At 39.5% G+C, this 21,159-nt stretch carries 18 protein-coding genes and 2 pseudogenes; 10 read left to right on the top strand and 10 right to left on the bottom strand.

The features are described from left to right. The first annotated feature begins 47 nt into the window (after positions 1-47). Positions 48-245: a hypothetical protein gene (locus AAEY57_RS15660; protein WP_036956873.1), complete on the top strand. Its 198-nt coding sequence runs from the start codon at positions 48-50 to the stop codon at positions 243-245. Here AAEY57_RS15660 and AAEY57_RS15655 read toward each other — a convergent pair. Further along, positions 242-2,482 (bottom strand): sensor domain-containing protein, encoded by a 2,241-nt coding sequence (locus AAEY57_RS15655; protein ID WP_036956874.1) that lies wholly within the window; start codon positions 2,480-2,482, stop codon positions 242-244. The two genes, AAEY57_RS15660 and AAEY57_RS15655, sit on opposite strands and share 4 nt — an antisense overlap. A 51-nt stretch (positions 2,483-2,533) precedes the next feature. Further along, positions 2,534-5,257 (bottom strand): insulinase family protein, encoded by a 2,724-nt coding sequence (locus tag AAEY57_RS15650; protein ID WP_036956875.1) that lies wholly within the window; start codon positions 5,255-5,257, stop codon positions 2,534-2,536. 184 nt (positions 5,258-5,441) lie between these two features. Between AAEY57_RS15650 and sixA the strand changes: the two genes are divergently transcribed. Then, positions 5,442-5,918, top strand: a complete 477-nt coding sequence (gene sixA, locus AAEY57_RS15645; RefSeq protein ID WP_024602806.1) for a phosphohistidine phosphatase SixA — start codon at positions 5,442-5,444, stop codon at positions 5,916-5,918. 66 nt (positions 5,919-5,984) lie between these two features. Here the strand turns inward: sixA and AAEY57_RS15640 are convergent, their stop codons facing one another. Together AAEY57_RS15640 and smrB are read right to left on the bottom strand one after the other, a co-directional pair. Further along, positions 5,985-6,908, bottom strand: coding sequence for an AEC family transporter (locus AAEY57_RS15640; protein WP_036956877.1), 924 nt, complete (start codon positions 6,906-6,908; stop codon positions 5,985-5,987). A gap of 32 nt (positions 6,909-6,940) precedes the next feature. After that, complete coding sequence (smrB, locus tag AAEY57_RS15635; protein ID WP_016899440.1) at positions 6,941-7,498, bottom strand: endonuclease SmrB; 558 nt, start codon at positions 7,496-7,498, stop codon at positions 6,941-6,943. 295 nt (positions 7,499-7,793) lie between these two features. Between smrB and prmB the strand changes: the two genes are divergently transcribed. Further along, the gene (prmB, locus tag AAEY57_RS15630; RefSeq protein ID WP_013464520.1) at positions 7,794-8,729 is read left to right on the top strand and encodes a 50S ribosomal protein L3 N(5)-glutamine methyltransferase; all 936 of its coding nucleotides are present in this window, start codon (positions 7,794-7,796) and stop codon (positions 8,727-8,729) included. Positions 8,730-8,820: 91 nt separating this feature from the next. Next, a complete protein-coding gene (gene aroC / locus AAEY57_RS15625) occupies positions 8,821-9,918 on the top strand; it encodes a chorismate synthase (protein WP_033103875.1) in 1,098 nt (365 codons plus the stop codon). Between the two features lie 62 nt (positions 9,919-9,980). Here the strand turns inward: aroC and AAEY57_RS15620 are convergent, their stop codons facing one another. The 5 genes from AAEY57_RS15620 to AAEY57_RS15600 all read right to left on the bottom strand — a co-directional run bounded on the left by AAEY57_RS15620 (position 9,981) and on the right by AAEY57_RS15600 (position 12,688). Next, positions 9,981-11,135, bottom strand: a complete 1,155-nt coding sequence (locus tag AAEY57_RS15620; RefSeq protein WP_036956879.1) for a lipase family protein — start codon at positions 11,133-11,135, stop codon at positions 9,981-9,983. 1 nt (position 11,136) lies between these two features. Further along, the gene (locus tag AAEY57_RS15615; protein WP_036956882.1) at positions 11,137-11,766 is read right to left on the bottom strand and encodes a DUF6795 domain-containing protein; all 630 of its coding nucleotides are present in this window, start codon (positions 11,764-11,766) and stop codon (positions 11,137-11,139) included. A 73-nt stretch (positions 11,767-11,839) separates the two neighbouring features. After that, positions 11,840-12,049 carry a hypothetical protein gene (locus tag AAEY57_RS15610; protein ID WP_036956884.1) on the bottom strand — a complete coding sequence of 70 codons (210 nt, stop codon included), beginning with the start codon at positions 12,047-12,049 and terminating at the stop codon, positions 11,840-11,842. Next, on the bottom strand, positions 12,046-12,438 hold the full coding sequence (locus AAEY57_RS15605; protein WP_350608200.1) for a DUF6795 domain-containing protein: 393 nt from the start codon (positions 12,436-12,438) through the stop codon (positions 12,046-12,048). Before AAEY57_RS15605 ends, AAEY57_RS15610 begins: the two co-directional genes overlap by 4 nt. Continuing rightward, positions 12,374-12,688: a DUF6795 domain-containing protein gene (locus AAEY57_RS15600; RefSeq protein ID WP_235190295.1), complete on the bottom strand. Its 315-nt coding sequence runs from the start codon at positions 12,686-12,688 to the stop codon at positions 12,374-12,376. Before AAEY57_RS15600 ends, AAEY57_RS15605 begins: the two co-directional genes overlap by 65 nt. A gap of 200 nt (positions 12,689-12,888) precedes the next feature. Here AAEY57_RS15600 and AAEY57_RS15595 point away from each other — a divergent pair, with 200 nt between their 5' ends. After that, positions 12,889-13,275, top strand: coding sequence for a DUF4112 domain-containing protein (locus tag AAEY57_RS15595; RefSeq protein ID WP_024602799.1), 387 nt, complete (start codon positions 12,889-12,891; stop codon positions 13,273-13,275). A gap of 46 nt (positions 13,276-13,321) precedes the next feature. Here AAEY57_RS15595 and AAEY57_RS15590 read toward each other — a convergent pair whose 3' ends face one another. Next, complete coding sequence (locus AAEY57_RS15590) at positions 13,322-14,020, bottom strand: 2'-5' RNA ligase family protein (protein ID WP_200877604.1); 699 nt, start codon at positions 14,018-14,020, stop codon at positions 13,322-13,324. Positions 14,021-14,240: 220 nt separating this feature from the next. Here AAEY57_RS15590 and AAEY57_RS21435 point away from each other — a divergent pair. The 5 genes and pseudogenes from AAEY57_RS21435 to AAEY57_RS15560 all read left to right on the top strand — a co-directional run. Beyond that, positions 14,241-17,426 (top strand): annotated as a pseudogene (locus AAEY57_RS21435) (HD domain-containing phosphohydrolase). A 180-nt stretch (positions 17,427-17,606) separates the two neighbouring features. Next, on the top strand, positions 17,607-18,161 hold the full coding sequence (locus AAEY57_RS15575) for an elongation factor P hydroxylase (RefSeq protein WP_008114523.1): 555 nt from the start codon (positions 17,607-17,609) through the stop codon (positions 18,159-18,161). After that, positions 18,151-19,293, top strand: a complete 1,143-nt coding sequence (locus AAEY57_RS15570; RefSeq protein WP_008114526.1) for an ATP-NAD kinase family protein — start codon at positions 18,151-18,153, stop codon at positions 19,291-19,293. The genes AAEY57_RS15575 and AAEY57_RS15570 overlap by 11 nt, the downstream gene beginning before the upstream one ends. A gap of 3 nt (positions 19,294-19,296) precedes the next feature. Beyond that, positions 19,297-19,572, top strand: coding sequence for a YfcL family protein (locus tag AAEY57_RS15565; RefSeq protein WP_008114527.1), 276 nt, complete (start codon positions 19,297-19,299; stop codon positions 19,570-19,572). A 143-nt stretch (positions 19,573-19,715) separates the two neighbouring features. Beyond that, a pseudogene (locus AAEY57_RS15560) lies at positions 19,716-21,116 on the top strand (AbgT family transporter); the annotation flags it as partial. Between the last annotated feature and the right edge of the window lie 43 nt (positions 21,117-21,159).

Here is a 21,159-nt window from a genome sequence, read left to right as displayed (position 1 = left end):
CTCACTCCTGTGATTAAAAAGAAATGAGCTTAGCGAATATAAAATAAATGTTTAGGTGTGGTTTAGCCGACGGTTACTTTATAGCGCTTATGTATTTAGAAACCATTAAAAAGGGCATGCCTGTTAAACGCTGGTTATTTTTAGGTGGCGTGTTTGGTCCTGTTGCTTGGTGCTTGTTTAATATACATTATCGACGTGCATTGATACGCAATATAGGTGTAAATGCGTGTCTATGGCGTGCTTAACTGGTCGCTCTAATTAAACTGAGTTTTGATTGGCTTTGTTGTTGTTTTAAAAACGCAGTAAATTCATCTTTTGAGAGTGGTTTAGAGTAGTAATAACCCTGCAGTGTTTCACAGTTTAGCTCTTCAAGTATGCTTATTTGTGACGCTTGCTCCACCCCTTCGGCAACTACATGCAAATCAAGGTTATGCGCAATAGTGACGATAGAGTCCACCATATTGCGGCCACGTTCAGTCTTCATATCATCGATAAAGGCTTTATCTACCTTAAGCGTATTGAGTGGAAACTGCTTTAAATACGCCAGCGATGAATAGCCGGTACCAAAGTCATCCATTGCTAAGTGAATACCACGGGCACTTAAAGAGCGCATAATCGCAATGGCTTCTTGTGGATCGTCCATTACGGTGCCTTCAGTTATCTCAAGCTCTAAAAAGTACGAGGGCAGTTCATTTTTTTGTAAAATCACATCTATGCGCGAGGTTAGATCGGGTAGGCTAAATTGTTTTGCTGATAAGTTAACAGCAACACGGGCATTAAATAAGCCTGCATCTAACCACTGTTTTACATCGCGACAAGCTTTGTTTAAAACTACTTCACCAATTTCAATAATTTGCCCTGTTTCTTCGGCAATTGGAATAAATACCCCTGGGCTAATAACCCCCTTTTTCGGGGTAATAAAACGTACCAACGCTTCCATTCCAGCAAGCTTACCAGTACGAATATTCATTTTAGGCTGGTAATACACCTCAAAATGATCTTCTTTTAAGCCAAAGCGCATTAGGTTTTCTATTTGCAGTCGTTTTACTGCTTGGCGGTTCATGGTGTCATTAAAGAACAGGTAGCTATTGCCTTTCTTTTTAGCATGATACATCGCAGTATCGGCGTTCTTTAATAGTATTTCGGGGGTGTTACCATCTTCGGGGAACAACACTATACCAACGCTTGAGGTGATAGCAAGTTCATGGCCTGCCATTTTAAATGGTGTAGCTATGGCCGCCAAAAACTGTTTAGCCATGCGAGTGATAGTGAGAATATCGTTGGTGTTTGACATAACTAGCGCAAATTCATCGCCGCCAAGGCGATAAAATACGTCATTTTCACGGGTGAGCTTATTTAAACGCATAGCAAGCTTTGCCAGTAAACTATCACCTAATTGATGGCCTAATGAGTCGTTTATCTTTTTAAAGTTATCTAAATCAAATACGAGTAATGCATGATGAGAATGCTGCTTTGCAAGTTTTTGTAAGTCAGAAAAAAACAAATTACGGTTGGGTAAGCTGGTGGTGCGATCTCTGTTTGATAAATTATTCAGTTCAGATTCGGTCTTTTTACGTTCGGTTAAATCTGAATACACCACCACATAATTGGTTATTTGATTTTGTGCGTTTTTAATTTCGTCTATTGAGATTTCAAATGGCAGCAGAGCATGATCGCTATTGCGAAGCTTTACTTCTTCTTGAATATGTTCGTGCTTTCTAACGGTATTTTTTATAGATTCTATATAGCTTTTGTCGTAACCGGCTAAATGAAACTCTTTCTTTAGGTATTGCTCGCGTACGCCGCCAAACAAAGTTAAAAAGCTTGGATTAATATCCACAAGCCTAAAGTCTTTATCATAAATGGCCAGCGCATCAGTGAGTGACTCAACACATTTTGCAAATAAGTTAAGTCGATCTTCCGTTGATTTTAACTGCGAGATATCTCTGACTGTGCCAGTCATTCGCAGTGGGCTTAGGTTAGCGTCTTTTTCAATGATTTTTCCGCGGTCGAGCACCCAGTGCCATTTACCAAAGCTGTCTTTAATACGATAAGTTGCTTCAAAAAAAGTACTTTCTTCGGCAAAGTGTTTTTTTAGTAGGTAATCAACATGGGTTAAATCGCGGGGGTGGATCAAGCTTTTATTCGGTGGAAATTCTACTAGGTTATTACTATTCATCACGTATTTGTCATTGATACGAATAACTTTACCGGTTTTGATATTCCAATCCCATAGAGTATCACCACTGCCTTCTACGGTACTTTTTAACCGTTTTTCAGAAAGCTGTAATTGAGAGTGTGAACGCTTGAGTGAGTGAACAACCGTTAACAAGTAAACCACAACTAACGACATTATTGCGCACACGCTAACGACTAGCGCATTTAAATTCAAGTTAAACGATGACTCGAATGCACTCGCAGAGTAGGCTGTGGCCAAAGTGGCCAACAATAGAATGTATTTTATTATTTTTATTTTTTTCATTGTCTTACTTCTTATTAACAAAAGACAATCTAAATCAAGCGCGAGCAAGAGTCAAAGAGAATGCGAATAAAGTGGTAGTTTCTCAGACAGATTGACAGATTTGGCACTTAAAAGCTCATATCTTGGGCGATCTGCATTAAAAATTTCAGCGGCGTAGGCTTTTAAATCTTCAAGCGTTAATGCGTTTAAAGAATCCAGCAGGCGTTGCTGCATATTAAACCGATGATCGCCATTACCTATAGCAAGCCATAAACGTTGTGAACGTAGACGCAAATTTTTGTCTTTTTCAGCAATATGGGTTGTTAATCCATGTTTTTGTTGCAGCCAGTCTTGTTCTGTTAGTTCATTAATTGTTGCTAAATACTGGCTAATAAATAAATTATGCCTGTGCAGTAACGTGGTGGGCTCAAATTTTGGTGATTGTATATAAAAGGCAATACCAGCACGGGTATTAAAAGGAGCGTATCCTGCCCCTACTAAATAACCGAGTTGTTGCGTGGTTCTGAGTTCATTAAAGTAATCTTGATTAATTAAATGATTCAGCGCCATCATTTTCACTTTTTCATTAACGTCATCGCTTTGTGCTTGGTAGTAAATCACCATGGCATTATCGCTGCAGGCAAGTTCAAGCTCGTAGCGGGTCACTTTAGTGATTTCATAAAGTGGGCGCTTTAAATCGTCGATAACGGCTGATTTTTTAAGGTGCTGGGCGACCTTCTTTTGAAATTCAAGCGCATCATTTTGCTGCCAATTACCATGTAAAAAAGACTCAACATGAAGGGCATTAAAAAACGCTTGTCTAAATTCATTAAACTGATGGAAACAGGTGTCTTTGAGTGCGTTTGCTAACTCGTCAGGCTGAGGATTCCACGGCATTATTTTAGCGCCTAAAATACTAAATAGCTCACTAACGGGTTTGTTTTGATTGCTATTACGCCAATGCCTTACCAGTTGCTTTTTATATTCTGCAAAGCGTTTGGCACAAATTTTTACGTTAAATAGTGCATCAATCAGCTGATCGACTAATTCGAGTTGGCTTGAAGAAAGCCCCGCAGTGTGAAGCGTTAAGCCACCTTGATGAGAGGTTAAGTGATAACTTAAGCCCGCAAGTTCCGCTGGGTAAAACTGTTCGCCAACACTGTCCATGAATAAATCTGAAAATAACCGCGTCAGTGCCATATGTTTCACATCTTTTACTGCAAAGTCAGAGTCCATGGCTAAATAAAAATGCCCTTTGGCGACTCTAAAGGTGGCGTCTTGTTTAAACCAAAAGTCAAAGCCTGCTTCTTTTACCAGTAATGTTGGATATCGTTGCTGTGATTCAACCGGATATAAAATGACATCTTTAGCTAAATAAGGATTAGCCGTGGGCAATAGCATTTCACTTTGTGGCTGGCTAATCTGTGCAAGTGCTTCGAGCCAATGTAGCGACAATTTTTCAATTTTATAGGGGGTGTTATACCAAGCAGCTGTGTGTTCAGGCTCTACATCAGGATGAATAAGCACTAAACGCATGTTGTGCGGAGTTAACCACTGCATAGCCATTTCATGCGTGCTGGCTTTAAAGCCCTCCATTAAATAGTCACCCTGTAAGTAATTAACTTCATCGTAGTGTTGCATGTTAATACTTAAATTACTGACCCAATCAATTAGGCGAGACTTTTCTTGGTTATCAAATGCGATTTGTAATAGTTTTTGCTTATCTTGATATAGGCGAGGTAGTTTGCTGGTGTTGTTATTAATTAAACAAATGTATTCAAACACCATTTCAATAATATCTTCGTAGTATTCAATGCCTTCATCGGTCAGCGCCATACTAATATTAAAGTCTTTAAAGTTACTACCGTTGATGCCACCTCCGGCAGAAAGAGCATTGATCCAGCCTTGTTCTTTTAGTACTGAATACAACGAGCCTTGTCCTTCATACCCTAGTAAGTGGGCAATAAAACTAACAGTTTTATGACGGTAAAAATCGTCAATGTTTGGCATAGCAAAGCTAATAATCAGCTTTTGTACATGCTTGTGTGGCTCAATATGGAGCAACTTACCCAAGTCTTGGCTGCGATAAAGCGGTGCCTCTATGGGTGGCTTTAACTTGCTGTTATTGCCTTTAATCTGCCAGAAATATTGAGTTGCCCATGCCTCAAGAGTATCTAATGATTCATTGGCACAAATCACTAGGGTCATCCATTGAGCTTGGTAATGCTGATTAAAAAAGTCGCGTAACTCATCACTAATACAGCGTTTTCTATCAGCTAATGTTTGTAGGTTGCCTACAGAGAACTTAGCAAACGGATGTGCAGGGTTAACCGTTTCTTTATGCACTTGATAGATGCGCCGGCCATCATCTTTAATCTTTAATTTAAACTCAGCCTCAATAGCATTACGTTCTTTTTCTGTTTCTGCTGGGTTTAGTGTAGGCGCTATAAAAAATCGGCTAAATTGCGCTAATGCTGTTTCAATATGATGGTTATTAATATCAAAGAAATAGCAGGTATGCTCTGTGCCAGTCCACGCGTTGGTATTGCCACCAGACTGCGAGACAAAATTATTAAAACTTCCTGATTCAGGATAAAGGTCAGTGCCTAAAAACAACATATGCTCTAAAAAGTGCGCTAGGCCTTGTCTATCAAGTGGATCATCAAAGTGACCAGCGTTAACAGCCATGGATGCGGCAGCTTTTGCTGAGTCTTGATCGTGCACTAAAAGTACTTTTAGACCATTGTCCAGTGTTAGTGTGCGGTAAGCTCTGTTATCATTGGTGCTGATTTTCAAATGATGCTCCTGAAACTAAACGTATAATTGTTAACAACAGATGATAACTTCAGGAATGCAATGCTATTTACCTGAACATCATGAAAGAACTATTTTAAGAAAATAAATAGGTTTGAGTTATTAATATAGCGGAAATTCGAGCAAACTGGCTACTGTTTTATATTCTTTAATTGGTTGATTTTTTATGAAAACAATCTTGATAATGCGTCATGGTGAAGCAATACCGATGCACTCTGATGATGTCAGTAGAAATTTGACTCCTTTGGGCCATCAGCAGGTAGAAAAAATGGGGCTGTGGTTACAAAAAAAGCATGCTCCAACGGGGTTATTAGTGAGTCCTTATGTAAGAGCGCAGCAAACAGCTGAGGGTGTTAAAAAAAATAATACCTTTTTATTTGAAGAGACCTGCCAAGATATTATTCCTGAAGGTAACCCGCAGGTTGCTGCAGATTACTTAGAAACGTTAATCGCGCTTCATCCAGAATGCGATACCTGGCTTGTGGTTGCCCACATGCCTATGGTGAGCTATTTGGTTGATCAGTTGTGTGCTGGGCACATGCCTATTTTTAATACCGGCGCTGTTGCACAAATTAGTTATGATGAAACTCGCCATAAAAGTGATTATATCACCATCAATGCACCAGCGAATGTAGATGCATAGCGTGTAAATTAGCATTTAGCTAAGCCACTTTCTATTAAATAAATGTCAATACTTTTAGGTATTTGTCTACAGTAGAATTGTTAACCACATACTAAAACTCACCACACTCAAAACTGTCGATAAAACAACCGCACTGGCTAACGTATCTTGATGTTGTTTTATTTGGCATGCAATTAAGTACGCATTAACCCCCAAGGGGGATGCGCTCAATAATACGAGTACTTTTAACAGCGACTCATTAATAGCAAATACATGTGAGCCTAACACTAATACTAAGGCGGGCAATATAACTAGCTTTAATAGGCTGGCAATAGCTGCTGCTTGCCAGTTATCACTAATTTTATAAAAAGCTAAGTTAGCGCCCAATACAAATAACGCACAGGCAATGGCAGGTTTAGCTAAAAGCGCTAAGCCATTAGTTAAATCAGAAAATAAAGTAATCCCTGCTAAATTTACCAATAAACCCGTGCTAATACTCAATACGACAGGGTTGAGTAGCATATTTTTGGCAAATGTTGACCAAGAAAACGCATGACTGGCACTGTTTGCACTAATTAAAAAGGTAAGGGTGAACAATAGCGCGCTATGAAAGGTGATGATCATAAAAATAATGCCCATCATTTGCTCACCCATGGCGGCTATGATAATGGGCAAGCCCACCAATACGGTATTTGAATAACTACTGCCAAGGGCAAATACACTGTGACGTTCATATTGAGGATGTTTAGAGAGAGTGTAGCGGTCAATAATGAGCGCAAAAAAATAAATTAAAATAACGGGAATATAAAAGCTTAAAAAGCCATTCAAGCTCACGCTGGTTTTTAAGTCTGCCTGGGCCATATTTAAAAATAAAAAACTGGGTACACTAATGTAAAAAGTAAATTTACTGAGCCCTGTTATATGAATGCGTTCTAAAAACTGACTTCGGCTTGCTATGTAGCCGCATAACACAATAAAAATAAGCGGAAATATAATCGAAAATATATGCACTAAAAAAGACTCTTATTGATTGGCTCTAGTGCTCAGCGTCTAAACTCATCACTTTGCGGTAAATTAATTAATATGAGTACCGCCCCTTTACCGCCATACTCAAGCGGAGCTTGGTGCATAGCAATTACATCGGGGTGCTGCACTAAATATTGCGGTACTTTATGCCTGAGGATATGGCCGCCAATTCCGTGTACAACACAGGCACAATAGTAATGCTTTTTTTTACACTCATGAATAAGCCCTGCGAGTTCATCTTTGGCTATCTCTTTATTTAAGCCATGCAGGTCGAGGGTTAAATCAGGAATAAAATCTCCTCGACGAAGTTGTTTGGCTAAAAAACGATCCTGACCCTGTTGCACATAATTAACGGTACCATGTGTGTCTATATCGGGCACATATTCATCAGAAAAGAAAAATTCTGACTGTTGTTGCTTTTTTTGCTGGGCAAATTGCTTCGCTTGTGACACTTTAGGTTTATTGCTAAAACGGTGAGTGTCTTGTTTAAATACACGCGCACCACTGATACTTTGACGAAACAAGTCAATGTCGTCAGGACTAATTAGGCTGTTTGAGTGGGGATCTTTTTTCATAGCGGCAGTCTAAACAAAAAAGCGGTAAAAATCGAGTAAAAAGGTGTGATACCCAAGCAGCTTTGAGGTGCATAGTACAGCGCCATTAGGGTTAGTTAAAAAGTGATTTATACTGCGTTATTGATTTGAACAATAGAGTGACTATTATTTGCAATCAAAGCCTTACCTAAATCGCTTTTAATACTAACTGCGCTCGCACCTAGAGGTGGCTTGGGTATACAATAGGGCAATCATGGGGCCAATGATGCGCCCCGATTGAGTTTATTTTTTTGAAAGTAGCAGGCAGATAATACTGATGAGTGAATTACTAATAGAAGAAGCAACCCTAGATGAAGCTGTTGCAGAACTTTCAACCTTACACGATTGGCTTCGTTGGACAACTAGTCAATTTGCAAGTAGTGGTATTTTCTTTGGTCATGGCACCGATAACGCATGGGATGAAGCGGTAAGTTTGTTATTACCGGCGCTTAGTTTGCCTATCGATGCACCCAAAGAGCTGATGCATGCGCGTTTAACCAGTACTGAAAAAAATCGTTTAGCGGGCTTGATTGCCGAGCGCATTAACGATTTTACCCCAGTACCTTATCTTACCAACATTGCATGGTTTGCTAACATGCCATTTTATGTGGATGAACGCGTATTAATTCCTCGCTCGCCTTTTGCTGAGCTTATTAATAATCGCTTCACCCCTTGGTTAGAAAAACCAGAGTCAGTAGGGCGTATTTTAGATTTATGTACAGGCTCAGGTTGTATTGCTATTGCCTTGGCACAAGCGTTCGAGAATGCGCAAGTTGATGCGGTTGATATATCCTATGAAGCGCTTGAAGTGGCTGATATTAATATCACTGACTATCAACTAAGTGACCGCGTATTACCGATTCAGTCTGACGTATTCAGTGGTGTACCTGGGCAAAAATACGACTTAATCGTAGCAAATCCACCGTACGTTGATGCTGAAGATATGGCTGATTTACCACGTGAATTTCACCATGAACCAGAGCTAGGATTAGCATCGGGACACGATGGTCTTGATGTAACACGTACTATTTTAGATCAAGCTAGTGAGCATCTAACAGATAACGGTTTGTTATTTGTCGAAGTAGGTAACTCTATGGTACATATGGATGCACTGTATCCAGGCGCACCATTTGAATGGATTGAGTTTGAACAAGGCGGATTAGGGGTGTTTGTTATTAGCAAACAACAACTAGATGCCTACTTTGCACAGTAATAATTAGTACTAGCCATTCATCCGAAATGGCTGGGCAAAACAATAGCCGAGTTAATCCTCGGCTATAAGTCATTAGGAATGAGGAAAGTTAATGGCAGGTAATAGCATAGGGCAGTTATTTAAAGTGTCCACCTTTGGCGAAAGCCACGGCGTTGCATTAGGCGGCGTAGTGGATGGCACGCCCGCAGGCCTTGAAATCACTGAGGCCGACATACAACACGATTTAGACAGACGCAAACCTGGGCAAAGTCGCTATACCACGCAGCGCCGTGAGAGCGACCAAATCAAAATTTTAGCGGGCGTTTTTGAAGGTAAAACCACTGGTACTAGCATTGGTTTATTAATTGAAAATACCGATCAACGTTCACAAGATTATGGCAAAATTAAAGACGTATTTCGCCCAGGCCACGGTGACTATACCTACTGGCACAAATACGGCCTTCGCGATTACCGTGGTGGTGGCCGTTCATCTGCGCGCGAAACCGCTATTCGGGTTGCCGCAGGCGCTATTGCTAAAAAGTATTTAAAGCAATTTCATGGTATTGAAGTACGTGCGTGTTTGAGCCAATTAGGGCCAATTAAAGCCGAAAATTACGATTGGGATGAGGTGGAAAATAACTTATTCTTTTTCCCAGACGTTAGCAAGCTTGAAGCACTCGATGAATATATGCGCGAGCTTAAAAAGCAAGGCGACTCAGTGGGCGCGAAAGTCAAAGTGGTCGCTAAAAATGTGCCTGTTGGTTTAGGTGAGCCGGTATTTGATAGGCTAGATGCCGAACTTGCACATTCATTAATGAGTATTAACGCTGTAAAAGGCGTTGAAATTGGCGATGGCTTTGATGTGGTTGAGCAAAAAGGCTCAGAGCACCGTGATGAGTTAACCCCTGATGGTTTTACCTCAAATCATGCCGGCGGCGTATTGGCAGGTATTTCTACAGGGCAAGATATAATCGCATCCATTGCGCTTAAGCCAACATCAAGCATTACCATTCCCGGTAATAGTATTAACACGAGTAATGAAGCGGTTGAGATGATCACTAAAGGTCGTCACGATCCTTGTGTAGGCATTCGTGCTATTCCGATTGCTGAGGCAATGATGGCCATTACTCTAATGGATCATTTACTACGTCAACGCGGTCAAAACCCACATGTAAACCACGAGCACGGGCCAATTAAAGGCGCTATTTAAGCGCCTTTAATTATAATAAATGCGGCTGATAGTTGATGCCGCACTTACATAACTGACTATACTTAAATACGGTCAATGGCCTGTTTCGCAACCATATAGAGCTTTTTAATCATTAAACCTAACACCCAACGAATAAATTGAGTTGTAAGCTCTACTACCTCGTATGACGCTTTACCTACAAAAGCAAGCATATGGCCAATTAAACCCTTTAACTCTTCTGTCAGTTCTACAAACTTAACCACAGATTCATGTAAGCATCGCGCTAAAATATCATAAAAAGTTAATCCAACGCTAAGACCTGCTTGTGCAGAAATAAAGGCGTATTGGCCAGTTTTCTTTAAAAAGGTAATTAAGCCATCGGTAATAATTCGCTGCCATCTAAGTGAGAATGTCACGTTATAGCGCAGAGCATAGTTTAAAACTGTATGATTATAGTGAAGTGTTTTTAGTGAACTTTCCATGCTTCCATAATCTTTGTATGCTGCCACAGTGTTAACATAACCTGGTGTGTCTTCTTCCATTGAGTGTGCACCAATGTTAAAAAAAGACCCTTCATTCATCGCCGTTTGGTATTCGTTTGAGGTATGACTAAACGGCCAAGCTGGTACGCAAGGTACAGGATCTGCACCGTGAGTTACACGGTACTGACCAACATTATGTGCAGCTGAATGCACCGAATGATTTAGCACAACCCTTGGCGCACCAAACGTATATAAATTAGTGGGAATACCTTGCTCACTTGCCCATATTGCTGATAGTTGGGCAATCGCACCACCTAAACTATGGCCAACAAGGTGCAAACACTTAGGTTTATGCTGCTTGACATAACTTGCAAACATCGGCTTCATGCTGGTAAAGGCTTTCTCAAAGCCAGAGTGCACTTCTAAGTTTTTAGGGCCATGGGTAATTGCTACGTTTAAGTTTGTTAGCCAATCAGCGCAGGAAGTAAAAACGGTGCCACGAATGCCAATAATATGGTGGCCTTCAAATTGTGGAGAGATTCCTTGTGCGGTTAATGCAAATCCTGTGGTGCGGTTTAGGAGTTGATTGATTAAGCCACCACTAACTCCTTTTATTTGGTTGTTGGTGATTTTAAAGTTTTTTATAAATGTCGGGTTGAAATCACCGTTAAAACTTGTTGAAGTCCTAATATCGTAAACCCTTGCTGCGACACTCGCTGCAATGCTTGGCGGTAATACTGCTTGGACTTTTTCCATATTAATCTTCCTTGATGTTACGTTCAGTTAAGTTATTAAAATCACCATTATTAATTATAAATTGTCTATCTCCGTCATATAACAAAAATGGCATATAGTCTGTTTCCCAACGGCAAATACTCGATGCTACATAATTTAAATGTTCGTTATTATTTTTTTTAAATTCAAAAGCAACGCGTTTATTAGTTAATTCACACTCTAGGAATGCTAATTTTTTACTATACTCGGGAATTTCTTTAATTCCTGATTGGTTTGCAACCCATAATGGAATTAAAGTGTTTTCGCTTTCAATAAAGATTTCTTGCGAAACACGGTTTTCAACTATTAGCTTATTTGGTATTGAAGAAAGGATCGTTTTTTTGGGAAAGTGAAAACGTCCATTTTGATCTGTGCTTGCAGTATCTCGGTGGACTTTTTCATCTATGTAGATTAATGAGCGAATTATTTCTAAGTTGGCAACTGGTGTGCCATTGTCTGTAACAACACCATTGACTTCAGGGCTTAAAAATACTTCTTTCTTCTTTTTGAACCAGCTAAACATATCTTCTCCTTGACTAATGGCTGGGAAAATAATCACACAAACAAGAATGAATAAGATAATGAATCGAGGGCTATAGCTAGATTTATTCATAGGCAATCCTTGCATATTTTTATTGAACTCTAATTGAGAATAAAACACATGTAAAGTTAAATACCCTGTTTTTTTAACCTTTCAGAGAGCCTGTAATTTGAGTAACCAGATTTAGCAGTTGATTGATTAAACCGCCACTAACGTCTTTTATTTGTTTGTTGGTGATTTTAAAGTTTTCAATAAAATCTATTTCAAACTCTCTTTTATAACTGTTACTTTTTCTTATATCATATACTCTTGCCGCAACGCTCGCAGCTGTGCTAGGTGACAACTTATTATTCATAACTCAACCTCCTTCCCTGTAAAAAGCTCTGTAATCTTATTGAAATCTCCATCATGTATTTTGTACTTTATCTCTCCGTTCTCTATGATATGTGTTGGTATATAGTCATCTTCCCATCTACAAATACTGGAGGCTATCCTATTTAAATGCTCATTATTGTAATTTTTGAACTCAAACCTGACTAATTTATTTGTTATTTCGCAATTTATGAATGCTAATTTGTTGGTATATTCAGGTATTTCTTTAATTCCAGACTGATTAGCACTCCAGAGCTCAATTTTATTATCATCATTTCGGATAAATATTTCTTGGGAAATACGGTTTTCAACGATAAGTTTTTCGGAATTGAGGAAAAAATTGTTTTTTTTTTGGAAAATGAAAGCGCCCATCTTCATCGGTAATTGCAGTGTCACGACGGTCAATCTCATCTAAATACATTAATGATCGTATTATTTCTAAGTTGGCAATTGGTGCGCCATTTTTTGTAACAATACCATTGACTTCAGGGCTTAAAAATACTTCTTTTTTCTTTCTTAACCAGCTGAACATATCTTCTCCTTGACTAATGGCTGGGAAAACAATCATACAAGCAACAATAAACAAGATAATGAATCGAGGGCTGTAGCTAGATTTATTCATAGGCAATCCTTGCATATTATTGGACTTTAAAAGTGAGAGTACACGTATTTATAATGAATCAACAGTAAGCTTTTATATAACCTCGAACTTTGATACTTTTAGTGAGAATTAGCGCGTTTATTATGTACAGGCTATACATCTTTATTGCCGCTCAATAATTTCCATGTGCTTAGCGCACCTAAAAATAAAGAGCAGTTATTATGCAAAAAAATAATCAATCTCACGTTACACAAGCTGAATATAAAGCCACCATAAAACGGCTTGAAGAGTTTAGCCGCTTTACCGACAGCAGCATTGGTATTCCGTTTACTAAATTTAGTTTCGGTGTCGAATCATTAATTGGGCTATTGCCAGTGGTAGGCGATTTAGCCGGGCTTATTTTATCTGGGTATGTACTTATTGAAGCGCAAAGGTTAGGCGTTAGTAAACGAGTAAAGAGCCGGATTATTTTAAACATGTTAGTTGATTTTGTAGGTGGGCTCATTCCATTTTTTGGTGATATTTTTGATGCCATGTTCAAAGCAAATACGCGCAATACCCGTATACTTAAAAAGCATTTAACCGATAAGCTAACCACAAATCCATAAACCATTTAAGTTAATAAATGTGTAATTAGCCCCCATTATTAACTATTTATTTGGTATCAAAGAAGTACTTAGCGATGACCTGTTTTTGTTGCCCAAACTGATCAGAAATTCCGATTCCAATCCCAATTATTTCACCTTGTGCTTGCGGTGGCTCAGCTTGCATGACTTTATTAAACGCAGCCAATGCAGGGTTTTGCTCATTTGCAAGTAGGGTTAAATGTGGCTGAAAGTTTTGAAACACATTTGGGCTACCATAACGCTCAAAGGCCACGAGTTTATTAGGGTAATGCTTTACCCAACTTGGTACTGGCGCTTGATGATCGCGAAGTGGCTCAAGTTTAAGTGTCACTTCATCGGCTAAGCGTTGTAACTGATAAGATTTTTCTAAGTCTATAAAGGCCCAATTACTGGCAGATACACTAAACCCATTGGCTTTAATTTCAAAAGGTTGATGTTTCTTTACAATACGCTCCACCACCTGCTTAATTTCATTTTGTGCCTCTTGCGGATAATCAGTCAAATATAATGTGGCATGCACGGGTAAGCCTTGCTGATAAAACGTGGTTATTTGCTGTTTGGCTAGTTCATTGCTGGTTGTAGCCATGAGCTCAACAATTGGCGAAGAGGGAATAGCAAACACGTTAATACTCACGCTTTTTGCATAAATATTGGCAGAGGCACTCAGTAGCGCTAAAAAAGTAAGAATGCTAACTGGCCATGCTTTAGTGGTGTGTTGTTTAACCATAAGAGTGTATTCATTTAGGTTTTTAGTTTGCATATGGTAAGCGCAATTAGGTGTTCAGTAAATAAAGGCATAAAGTTTTTAAATTTCTGATTTTGTGACTAATATTATTTTAGCTCAAACAATTAATGATTAACTTACTTCATAGGCTTTGAATATTGCTAAATTGCAATTTTCAACGACGTATATTTACTGCTTTTAAAAGTGTCGCAAGGAACGTTCAATGATATTTAAAGCGCTTAAAAAGTTAACAAAAACAGTACGCTTTTCTATTCGTTTGACGGTTGTGGCAGTATTTGTGTTGGCAACGTCTATTACCGCTATTATAGCCACGAGCTTACAGTATTATTTCAGTGAAAAAATGGCGCTCGAGTCGAATGTGCAACACTTTAATATGACCACTCAATCGGTTGCTGATTACCTAACACGCATTAATGAAAAATCTGAAAATACTTTATATATGATGGTAAAAAACACCTCGTTAGTCGGTGAAAACCTTTCAGATAAAACAGAGCTACGAAATGTATTAAGTGAAATGATGGATTTGAACCCTTTGTTTTATGCTTTTTATATGGGCTATAACAATGGTGACTTTTTTGAGGTTATTAATCTTGAAAGTAGTGCGATGGTTCGTCAGCGCCTTGGTGCAAAGGATAATGACCGCTGGGTCGTTATTCAAATAAAATCTGAAGAAGGGCAAAGAATACAGCAAACGCTTTATTTTGATGCGTCATTTAGCTTAAGAGAAAAAACCAAAAAACCGACGTATTTTGATCCCCGCGAGCAAGCATGGTTTAAGCAAGCAAACTCACAGCAAGTAAACAAAACCAAGCCTTATCTATTTACCCATTTACAAACCTCTGGGCAAACGTATTCGATTAAAATAGCGGGTAAAAACCATGTGCTTGGCTTAGGGATTATCGTTGATAACATGTCTAATTATTTAATCGAACAGCAACAGCGTTTGGAGATGCACAGCTCAACACAGTTACTTATTTATAACCGAGAAGGAGAAATTATTGCATCAAATCAGCCCTTTAGCTCAACGGTTGAGGCAAGGCTAAATCGGTTGATACTGGATGAGCAACAGCAAAAAATAGTTGCCAAATACCCTACTATCACAGTTTCAAATGAAACCAATTGGGCACCTATGGATTTTAGTGTCAGTGGTAAGCCTAAAGGCTACAGTGTTGAATATATAAATGCGATTACTGAACTGTTGGGTATTAAGGTTAATTATATTAATGGACTCAGTTGGCAAGAATTACTTAATTTATTTGAAAATAAGCAGATAGATGTGATTCATCCGGTACTTAATACAGCATCGAATAATGCATTGGGTATGCTCAGCACACCCATGGTAAGTTTGCCTTTGAGTATTGTTAATCAACAAAACAATCCACCAATTACCCATATGCAGCAACTTGCTGGTAAGTCAGTTGCAGTGGGTGAGGGCTGGTCAATTGTAAAAATATTACGAGCGCAATTTCCAGAAATTAACCTCGTGGAAGTTCCCAACACAAAGGCGTTGTTAATGCATATTGCCAATGGTGATACTTATGCGGGAATAGACAGCAAAGCCGTATTGCAATATATACAGCAGTAATTTTTTATTGAGGGGATCCAATACAATCCGCTTGATGAAGACAGTGCCGCGCTTTTTTCAAATGACTACCATTTATTGTTTCAAAACCAAGACGCACAATTAAAAGCTTTGTTTGATTACGCCGCCACGCAACTGCCTATGCAATTTAAACAACAACTTAGTGATAAATGGCTTAATACTAATCCAGAGAAAAAATCAAAAGTTGTGGGCACTGTTCCTGATGAGCAATTAATCACTTTATTGGATGATGATAGTAACTTCTCTAAGCTACAGTTAGTGAATATTAATGGTAAAGAACAGTATGTTTTTATTAAGCCACTATCTGATTATTTAGCGCTAGCTAGTACGGGCTATTTAGCCATTATGGTTTCTAAAGAAGATGTATTGAGCTCCACAAGAGAAAAAATAAAGCTTTCAATAATAATTACAGTTGCCTGCTTAATTATGATGTTACCAGTGTCGTGGTTTTTTGCATCCCCCATTGTCGGTCCTATTAAAACGCTGGTGGGTGAAAACAATAAAATTAAAAATCGGCAGTTTAAACAAGTCTCGACTTTAAAAAGTCATATTAAAGAAATTAATACGTTAGCTTACTCTATGGTTGATATGAGTAAGTCGATACAGCAACATGAAGACAGTCAAAAAGCACTCATGGCGTCGTTTATCGAGTTAATAGCACAAGCCATTGATGATAAATCTCCCTATACAGCGGGGCATTGCGAGCGCGTACCTGAACTCGGTATTGAGCTTGCTAAGGCTGCTTCAGAGTCAGAGTTACCCGCTTTTAAAGGGTTTAAGTTTAAAAATGATGATGAGGTTGAAGAATTTAGTTTAGCCGCTTGGCTACATGATTGCGGTAAAATAACCACTCCAGAGCACATAGTTGATAAAGGCACTAAGTTAGAGACTATTTATAATCGTATTCATGAAATTAGAACGCGTTTTGAGGTACTTTGGCGAGATGCCGAACTTGATTACTATAAATCATTGCAACACAGTCCTCAAAATCAGCTCGACTTAACCAAGCAGTTGGCAGCTAAACAGCAACAGTTACTGGACGACTTTGCTTTTATTGCACAATGTAATATTGGCGGCGAAAAAATCACAGAAGCTGCCCTTGAGCGTTTAACTGCGTTGAGTAATATTACTTGGCAGCGTCATTTTGACGATAAGTTGGGGCTTTCACCAGTAGAAATGTATCGCTATGAAAGGACGGATGACACGCTTCCCATCACAGAAAAATTACTCAGTGATAAACCTTGGCACTTAATTCCTCATGATAAGCCGATTGAATATGATGAGCGTTTAGGGATTAAAATTGCCCCATGTAAATATAAATATAACCTAGGGGAGCTTTATAATTTAACAGTTTCAAGAGGCACTCTTACTAAAGAGGATAGGTTTAAAATTAATGAGCACATGATAAGTACGATACGTATGCTCGATACACTGCCGTTCCCTAAAGAACTTGAGCGCGTACCGCGTTATGCCTCTACCCATCACGAAACATTAATCGGCACAGGCTATCCGCGTAAACTCAATGCGGATGACTTATCAATACCAGAACGAGTATTGGTGCTAGCTGATATTTTTGAAGCCCTAACGGCGGCCGACAGGCCCTATAAAAAGGCAAAAACACTCAGCGAGTCGATGAGTATATTAGCCAAAATGGTGGCCGATCATCATGTTGATAAAGCCGTGTTTGAACTGTTTTTAAGTTCAGGTATTTATCTTGATTACGCTAAACGCTACCTCAGTGCTGAACAAATAGATGAGGTAGATATCTCTCAATACTTGTCATAACAACAATGAGCATGACTTAGCGTGTGTAAACTTAAAGAGATTTATGTGAACATCTCTTTAAATCGCTAGCTTTTTACTTTGTGCAGAAAAGTACGTACAATTCGCCTCGTTTTTAGTGCGCTTTATATTAGTTTTATATGGCTATAAAGCATCGGGTTCAAACGAGTATACGAAATATTTATGCATCAAATAGCGGATTTAATTTCTATTTTCGAACACACTTTTTTCCAAAGCTATAATACGCGTTTGGTAAAAGGTGAGCACGAGCCTATCTACATTCCCGCAAATGATACAACGCCTTATCATCAAATTGTATTTGCCCATGGTTTTTACGCCAGTGCGCTGCACGAAATAGCCCATTGGTTAGTGGCAGGTTCTCAGCGCCGCTTAGTTGAAGATTATGGTTATTGGTATTGCCCCGACGGGCGCGATGCTTCACAGCAAGCAGAGTTTGAATCTGTAGAGGTAAAACCCCAAGCAATAGAGTGGGCGCTCAGTGTGGCCGCGGGATTTGATTTTAACGTATCGGTAGATAATTTAAATGGTGAACAAACCTGTCGATTTGCGTTTCAATCGCGTGTACATGCAAAGTTATTACAGCTGCTGCAAGACGGATTTAACCCACGTACTACAAGGTTACTAAAAGCACTGTGTAAATTTTATAACACAACGTGGCCTTTAAATGCTGCGCAGTTTTCATGGCATTCTCCCGAGGAGCTAAAAGATGCAGTTTAAGTTAGGGCTGATTGTAAACCCGGTTGCAGGATTGGGCGGTAGCGTGGCGTTAAAAGGCAGTGACGGCGAAGACACCGCCGCTAAAGCCATTGCATTAGGCGCTGAGCCTAAATCAAATAGCCGCACTAAAGCTGCACTTGAAGTGCTTGTACCTCATCAGTCAAATATTACTATTTATACTGTTAATGATGAAATGGGGGAGCAAACAGCAAAATCACTCGGCTTTAATACCCAAGTGGTTTATCAAAGTAGCTCACCCACAACCAGTGACGATACTGAAGCGGCAGCACGTTTATTACAGCAGCAAGGTGTAGATTTAATTTTATTTGCTGGTGGTGATGGCACTGCACGTAATATTTGCCATGCGGTCGAAGACTCTGTACCTGTGTTGGGCATTCCTGCAGGGTGTAAAATTCACTCTGGAGTATATGCCATAACGCCAAAAGCTGCAGGCCGCGTAGTTGAAATGTTAGTTAAAGGTGAGTTGGTAACGCTAAGCGATGCCGATGTCATGGACATTGATGAAGTCGCCTTTCGCCAAGGAACAGTAAAAGCAAAACGTTATGGCGAAATGCAAGTACCCAGTGAAGTGCGCTATGTACAAGCGGTTAAAAATGGCGGTAAAGAAACCGATGAATTGGTACTTGCTGATATTGCCGCTTATGTGGTCAGTGAAATGGATGCCGATACCCTCTATGTCATGGGTAGTGGCTCTACCGTTGGCGCGGTGATGGAAGAAATGGGGCTTGAGAATACGCTGCTCGGTGTTGATTTAGTTAAAGATCAAGCTTTAGTAGGCCAAGACCTAACAGCCCAGCAACTTCTTGAACTTACCAAAGAACGTGAAACAAAGTTAGTGATCACTCTAATTGGCGGCCAAGGGCATATTTTTGGTCGAGGCAATCAACAACTCAGTCCTGCGTTAATTAAAGCGATAGGCCGCGATAATATTATTGTTGTGGCTACAAAAACAAAATTACAGGCTTTAAATGGCCGACCGCTGATTTGTGATACCGGTGATAGCAAATTAGATGATGAATTAAGCGGTTATATCCGTGTAACCAGTGGGTTTAACGACCATATTATGTATGCAGTAGGTCATCAAGATGGGCTGCACCCAGAGGAGAAGTAACACATGAGTTTAGTAAATTACATAGATGCTGCGCAGCAATATTTTGATGATTTAGTGATAAAAGCCACCGATGACGAGTTATTTGCCGGCGGTTATTTACGCGGCCACTTTGATTTAGCCGTAGGTTATGCACAAGTTGAAGAATTAAATCTAGACGTTGCAGAACTAAACGACACGGTTGAAAAAAGCTTAGTAAAAGCTTATCGCAACGGCGAACTTAATGAAGACGATAAAGCACTCGTAGTAAGAATATGGGATGAAGTAAAAGCACTCGCATAAGCTTTTTTTATTCATTAATAATAGCGCGGCCACTGAGCCGCGTTTTTTTGTGCCTAAAAAAGAACTTGTTTATTCAGTTAAAATTTACCTCATTCCTTAGATACGCTAAAGTAGCGTAGTCTAAATTCTAGGGAACAAGTGAAATGAATAACAATAATGATGCGACAATGCCAACGGGCATAGTTGCGCGATTTTTAAATTTTGTTGAGCGGGTAGGTAATAAGCTTCCTGATCCAGCAATTATCTTTTTGTTTGCCATGTTATTAATTTGGTTTTTGTCTTGGTGGTTTTCAAGCGTCACGTTTGATGCAATAGACCCTCGTACTGGCGAAGCCATTATCATCAATAACATGCTTGCCAGCGATTCGTTGGCTACTTTTTTATCTTCTATGGTAAAAACATTCACCGGTTTTGCGCCACTGGGTGTCGTACTGGTTGCTATGCTGGGTGTGGGCGTTGCAGAGCATTCGGGCTTTATTAATACCGGCCTTAAATTAATGCTCAAAGTAACGCCTAAAAAATTACTAACACCCTCAATTATTTTAGTGGCTATTGTGAGCCATACGGCTACCGATGCAGGATATGTGCTAGTTATTCCTCTTGCTGGGGTAATATTTTTTGCAGCTGGTCGTCATCCGCTTGCCGGTATTGCAGCCGCATTTGCCGGGGTAAGTGGTGGCTTTGGCGCTAACTTTATCCCATCTGGGATTGACCCATTACTGCAAAGCTTTACCCAAAGTGCAGCACAAATTATTAATCCAACAATGAGCATTAACCCGCTTAATAACTGGGGCTTTGCTTCAGCATCAAGCTTATTTATTGTGATGCTAGGTTGGTATATCACCGATAAAATTATTGAACCACGTTTAAAAAATTCACCAGTAGATGGTGAAACTCAAGACCTACCAGCATTTGAAGATGCTCGTAGTGACGAAAAACGTGCATTTCTTATTGCCAGTACCGTAATGATTGCAGGTATTGCATTATTAGCCTATGTATCTGCACCAGCTGATTCAGCGATGCGCAGCAGCGATGGCTCGTTAACAAACTTTAGTTCACCACTAATGCAATCAATAGTGCCACTGATATTTTTGTTATTTTGGATCCCAGGCGCAGTATATGGTTTTACCGTAGGCACCTTTAAAAGCTCTAAAGACATGATAGATGCGATGAGCAAGGCCATGAATGGTATGGCGTATTACATTGTTATGGCATTCTTTTGTTCATTATTTATTGCTGCATTTAGTAAATCAAACCTAGGTGCCTTACTGGCAATTGAAGGGGCTCAGGTATTAAAAGCAATGGAGTTACCGAGCTCTGTAACGGTGGTAGGGATTATTTTCCTAACTGGTTTTGTAAACTTGTTTGTTGGTTCAAGCTCGGCTAAGTGGGCACTATTAGGTCCGGTATTTGTACCTATGCTAATGCAGCTCGGTATTTCGCCAGACTTAACGCAAGCAGCGTACCGTGTGGGAGATTCTAGCTCTAATATTATCACCCCGCTAATGCCGGCTGTGATCCATTTCTGTGTTGATAGAATAAAATTTCAATATTAATCAACAATTAAAAGAATTCGTCAAAAACGTC

Source organism: Pseudoalteromonas sp. MER144-MNA-CIBAN-0113 (assembly GCF_040308965.1).
Lineage (GTDB): Bacteria > Pseudomonadota > Gammaproteobacteria > Enterobacterales > Alteromonadaceae > Pseudoalteromonas > Pseudoalteromonas tetraodonis.
The sequence above is the reverse complement of the archived record's forward strand: the minus strand, read 5'-3'. Positions and strand labels throughout refer to the sequence as shown.

Excerpts from the sequence above, each read along its gene's own strand:
- AAEY57_RS15595 (WP_024602799.1), top strand. The coding sequence starts at position 12,889 with ATGCAAAAAAATAATCAATCTCACGTTACACAAGCTGAATATAAAGCC.
- AAEY57_RS15575 (WP_008114523.1), top strand. The coding sequence starts at position 17,607 with ATGCATCAAATAGCGGATTTAATTTCTATTTTCGAACACACTTTTTTC.
- AAEY57_RS15615 (WP_036956882.1), bottom strand. The coding sequence starts at position 11,766 with ATGAATAAATCTAGCTATAGCCCTCGATTCATTATCTTATTCATTCTT.
- smrB (WP_016899440.1), bottom strand. The coding sequence starts at position 7,498 with ATGAAAAAAGATCCCCACTCAAACAGCCTAATTAGTCCTGACGACATT.
- sixA (WP_024602806.1), top strand. The coding sequence starts at position 5,442 with ATGAAAACAATCTTGATAATGCGTCATGGTGAAGCAATACCGATGCAC.
- AAEY57_RS15610 (WP_036956884.1), bottom strand. The coding sequence starts at position 12,049 with ATGAATAATAAGTTGTCACCTAGCACAGCTGCGAGCGTTGCGGCAAGA.
- AAEY57_RS15660 (WP_036956873.1), top strand. The coding sequence starts at position 48 with ATGTTTAGGTGTGGTTTAGCCGACGGTTACTTTATAGCGCTTATGTAT.
- AAEY57_RS15590 (WP_200877604.1), bottom strand. The coding sequence starts at position 14,020 with ATGGTTAAACAACACACCACTAAAGCATGGCCAGTTAGCATTCTTACT.
- AAEY57_RS15605 (WP_350608200.1), bottom strand. The coding sequence starts at position 12,438 with ATGGGCGCTTTCATTTTCCAAAAAAAAAACAATTTTTTCCTCAATTCC.
- AAEY57_RS15655 (WP_036956874.1), bottom strand. The coding sequence starts at position 2,482 with ATGAAAAAAATAAAAATAATAAAATACATTCTATTGTTGGCCACTTTG.
- AAEY57_RS15620 (WP_036956879.1), bottom strand. The coding sequence starts at position 11,135 with ATGGAAAAAGTCCAAGCAGTATTACCGCCAAGCATTGCAGCGAGTGTC.
- AAEY57_RS15570 (WP_008114526.1), top strand. The coding sequence starts at position 18,151 with ATGCAGTTTAAGTTAGGGCTGATTGTAAACCCGGTTGCAGGATTGGGC.
- aroC (WP_033103875.1), top strand. The coding sequence starts at position 8,821 with ATGGCAGGTAATAGCATAGGGCAGTTATTTAAAGTGTCCACCTTTGGC.
- AAEY57_RS15600 (WP_235190295.1), bottom strand. The coding sequence starts at position 12,688 with ATGAATAAATCTAGCTACAGCCCTCGATTCATTATCTTGTTTATTGTT.
- AAEY57_RS15565 (WP_008114527.1), top strand. The coding sequence starts at position 19,297 with ATGAGTTTAGTAAATTACATAGATGCTGCGCAGCAATATTTTGATGAT.
- prmB (WP_013464520.1), top strand. The coding sequence starts at position 7,794 with ATGAGTGAATTACTAATAGAAGAAGCAACCCTAGATGAAGCTGTTGCA.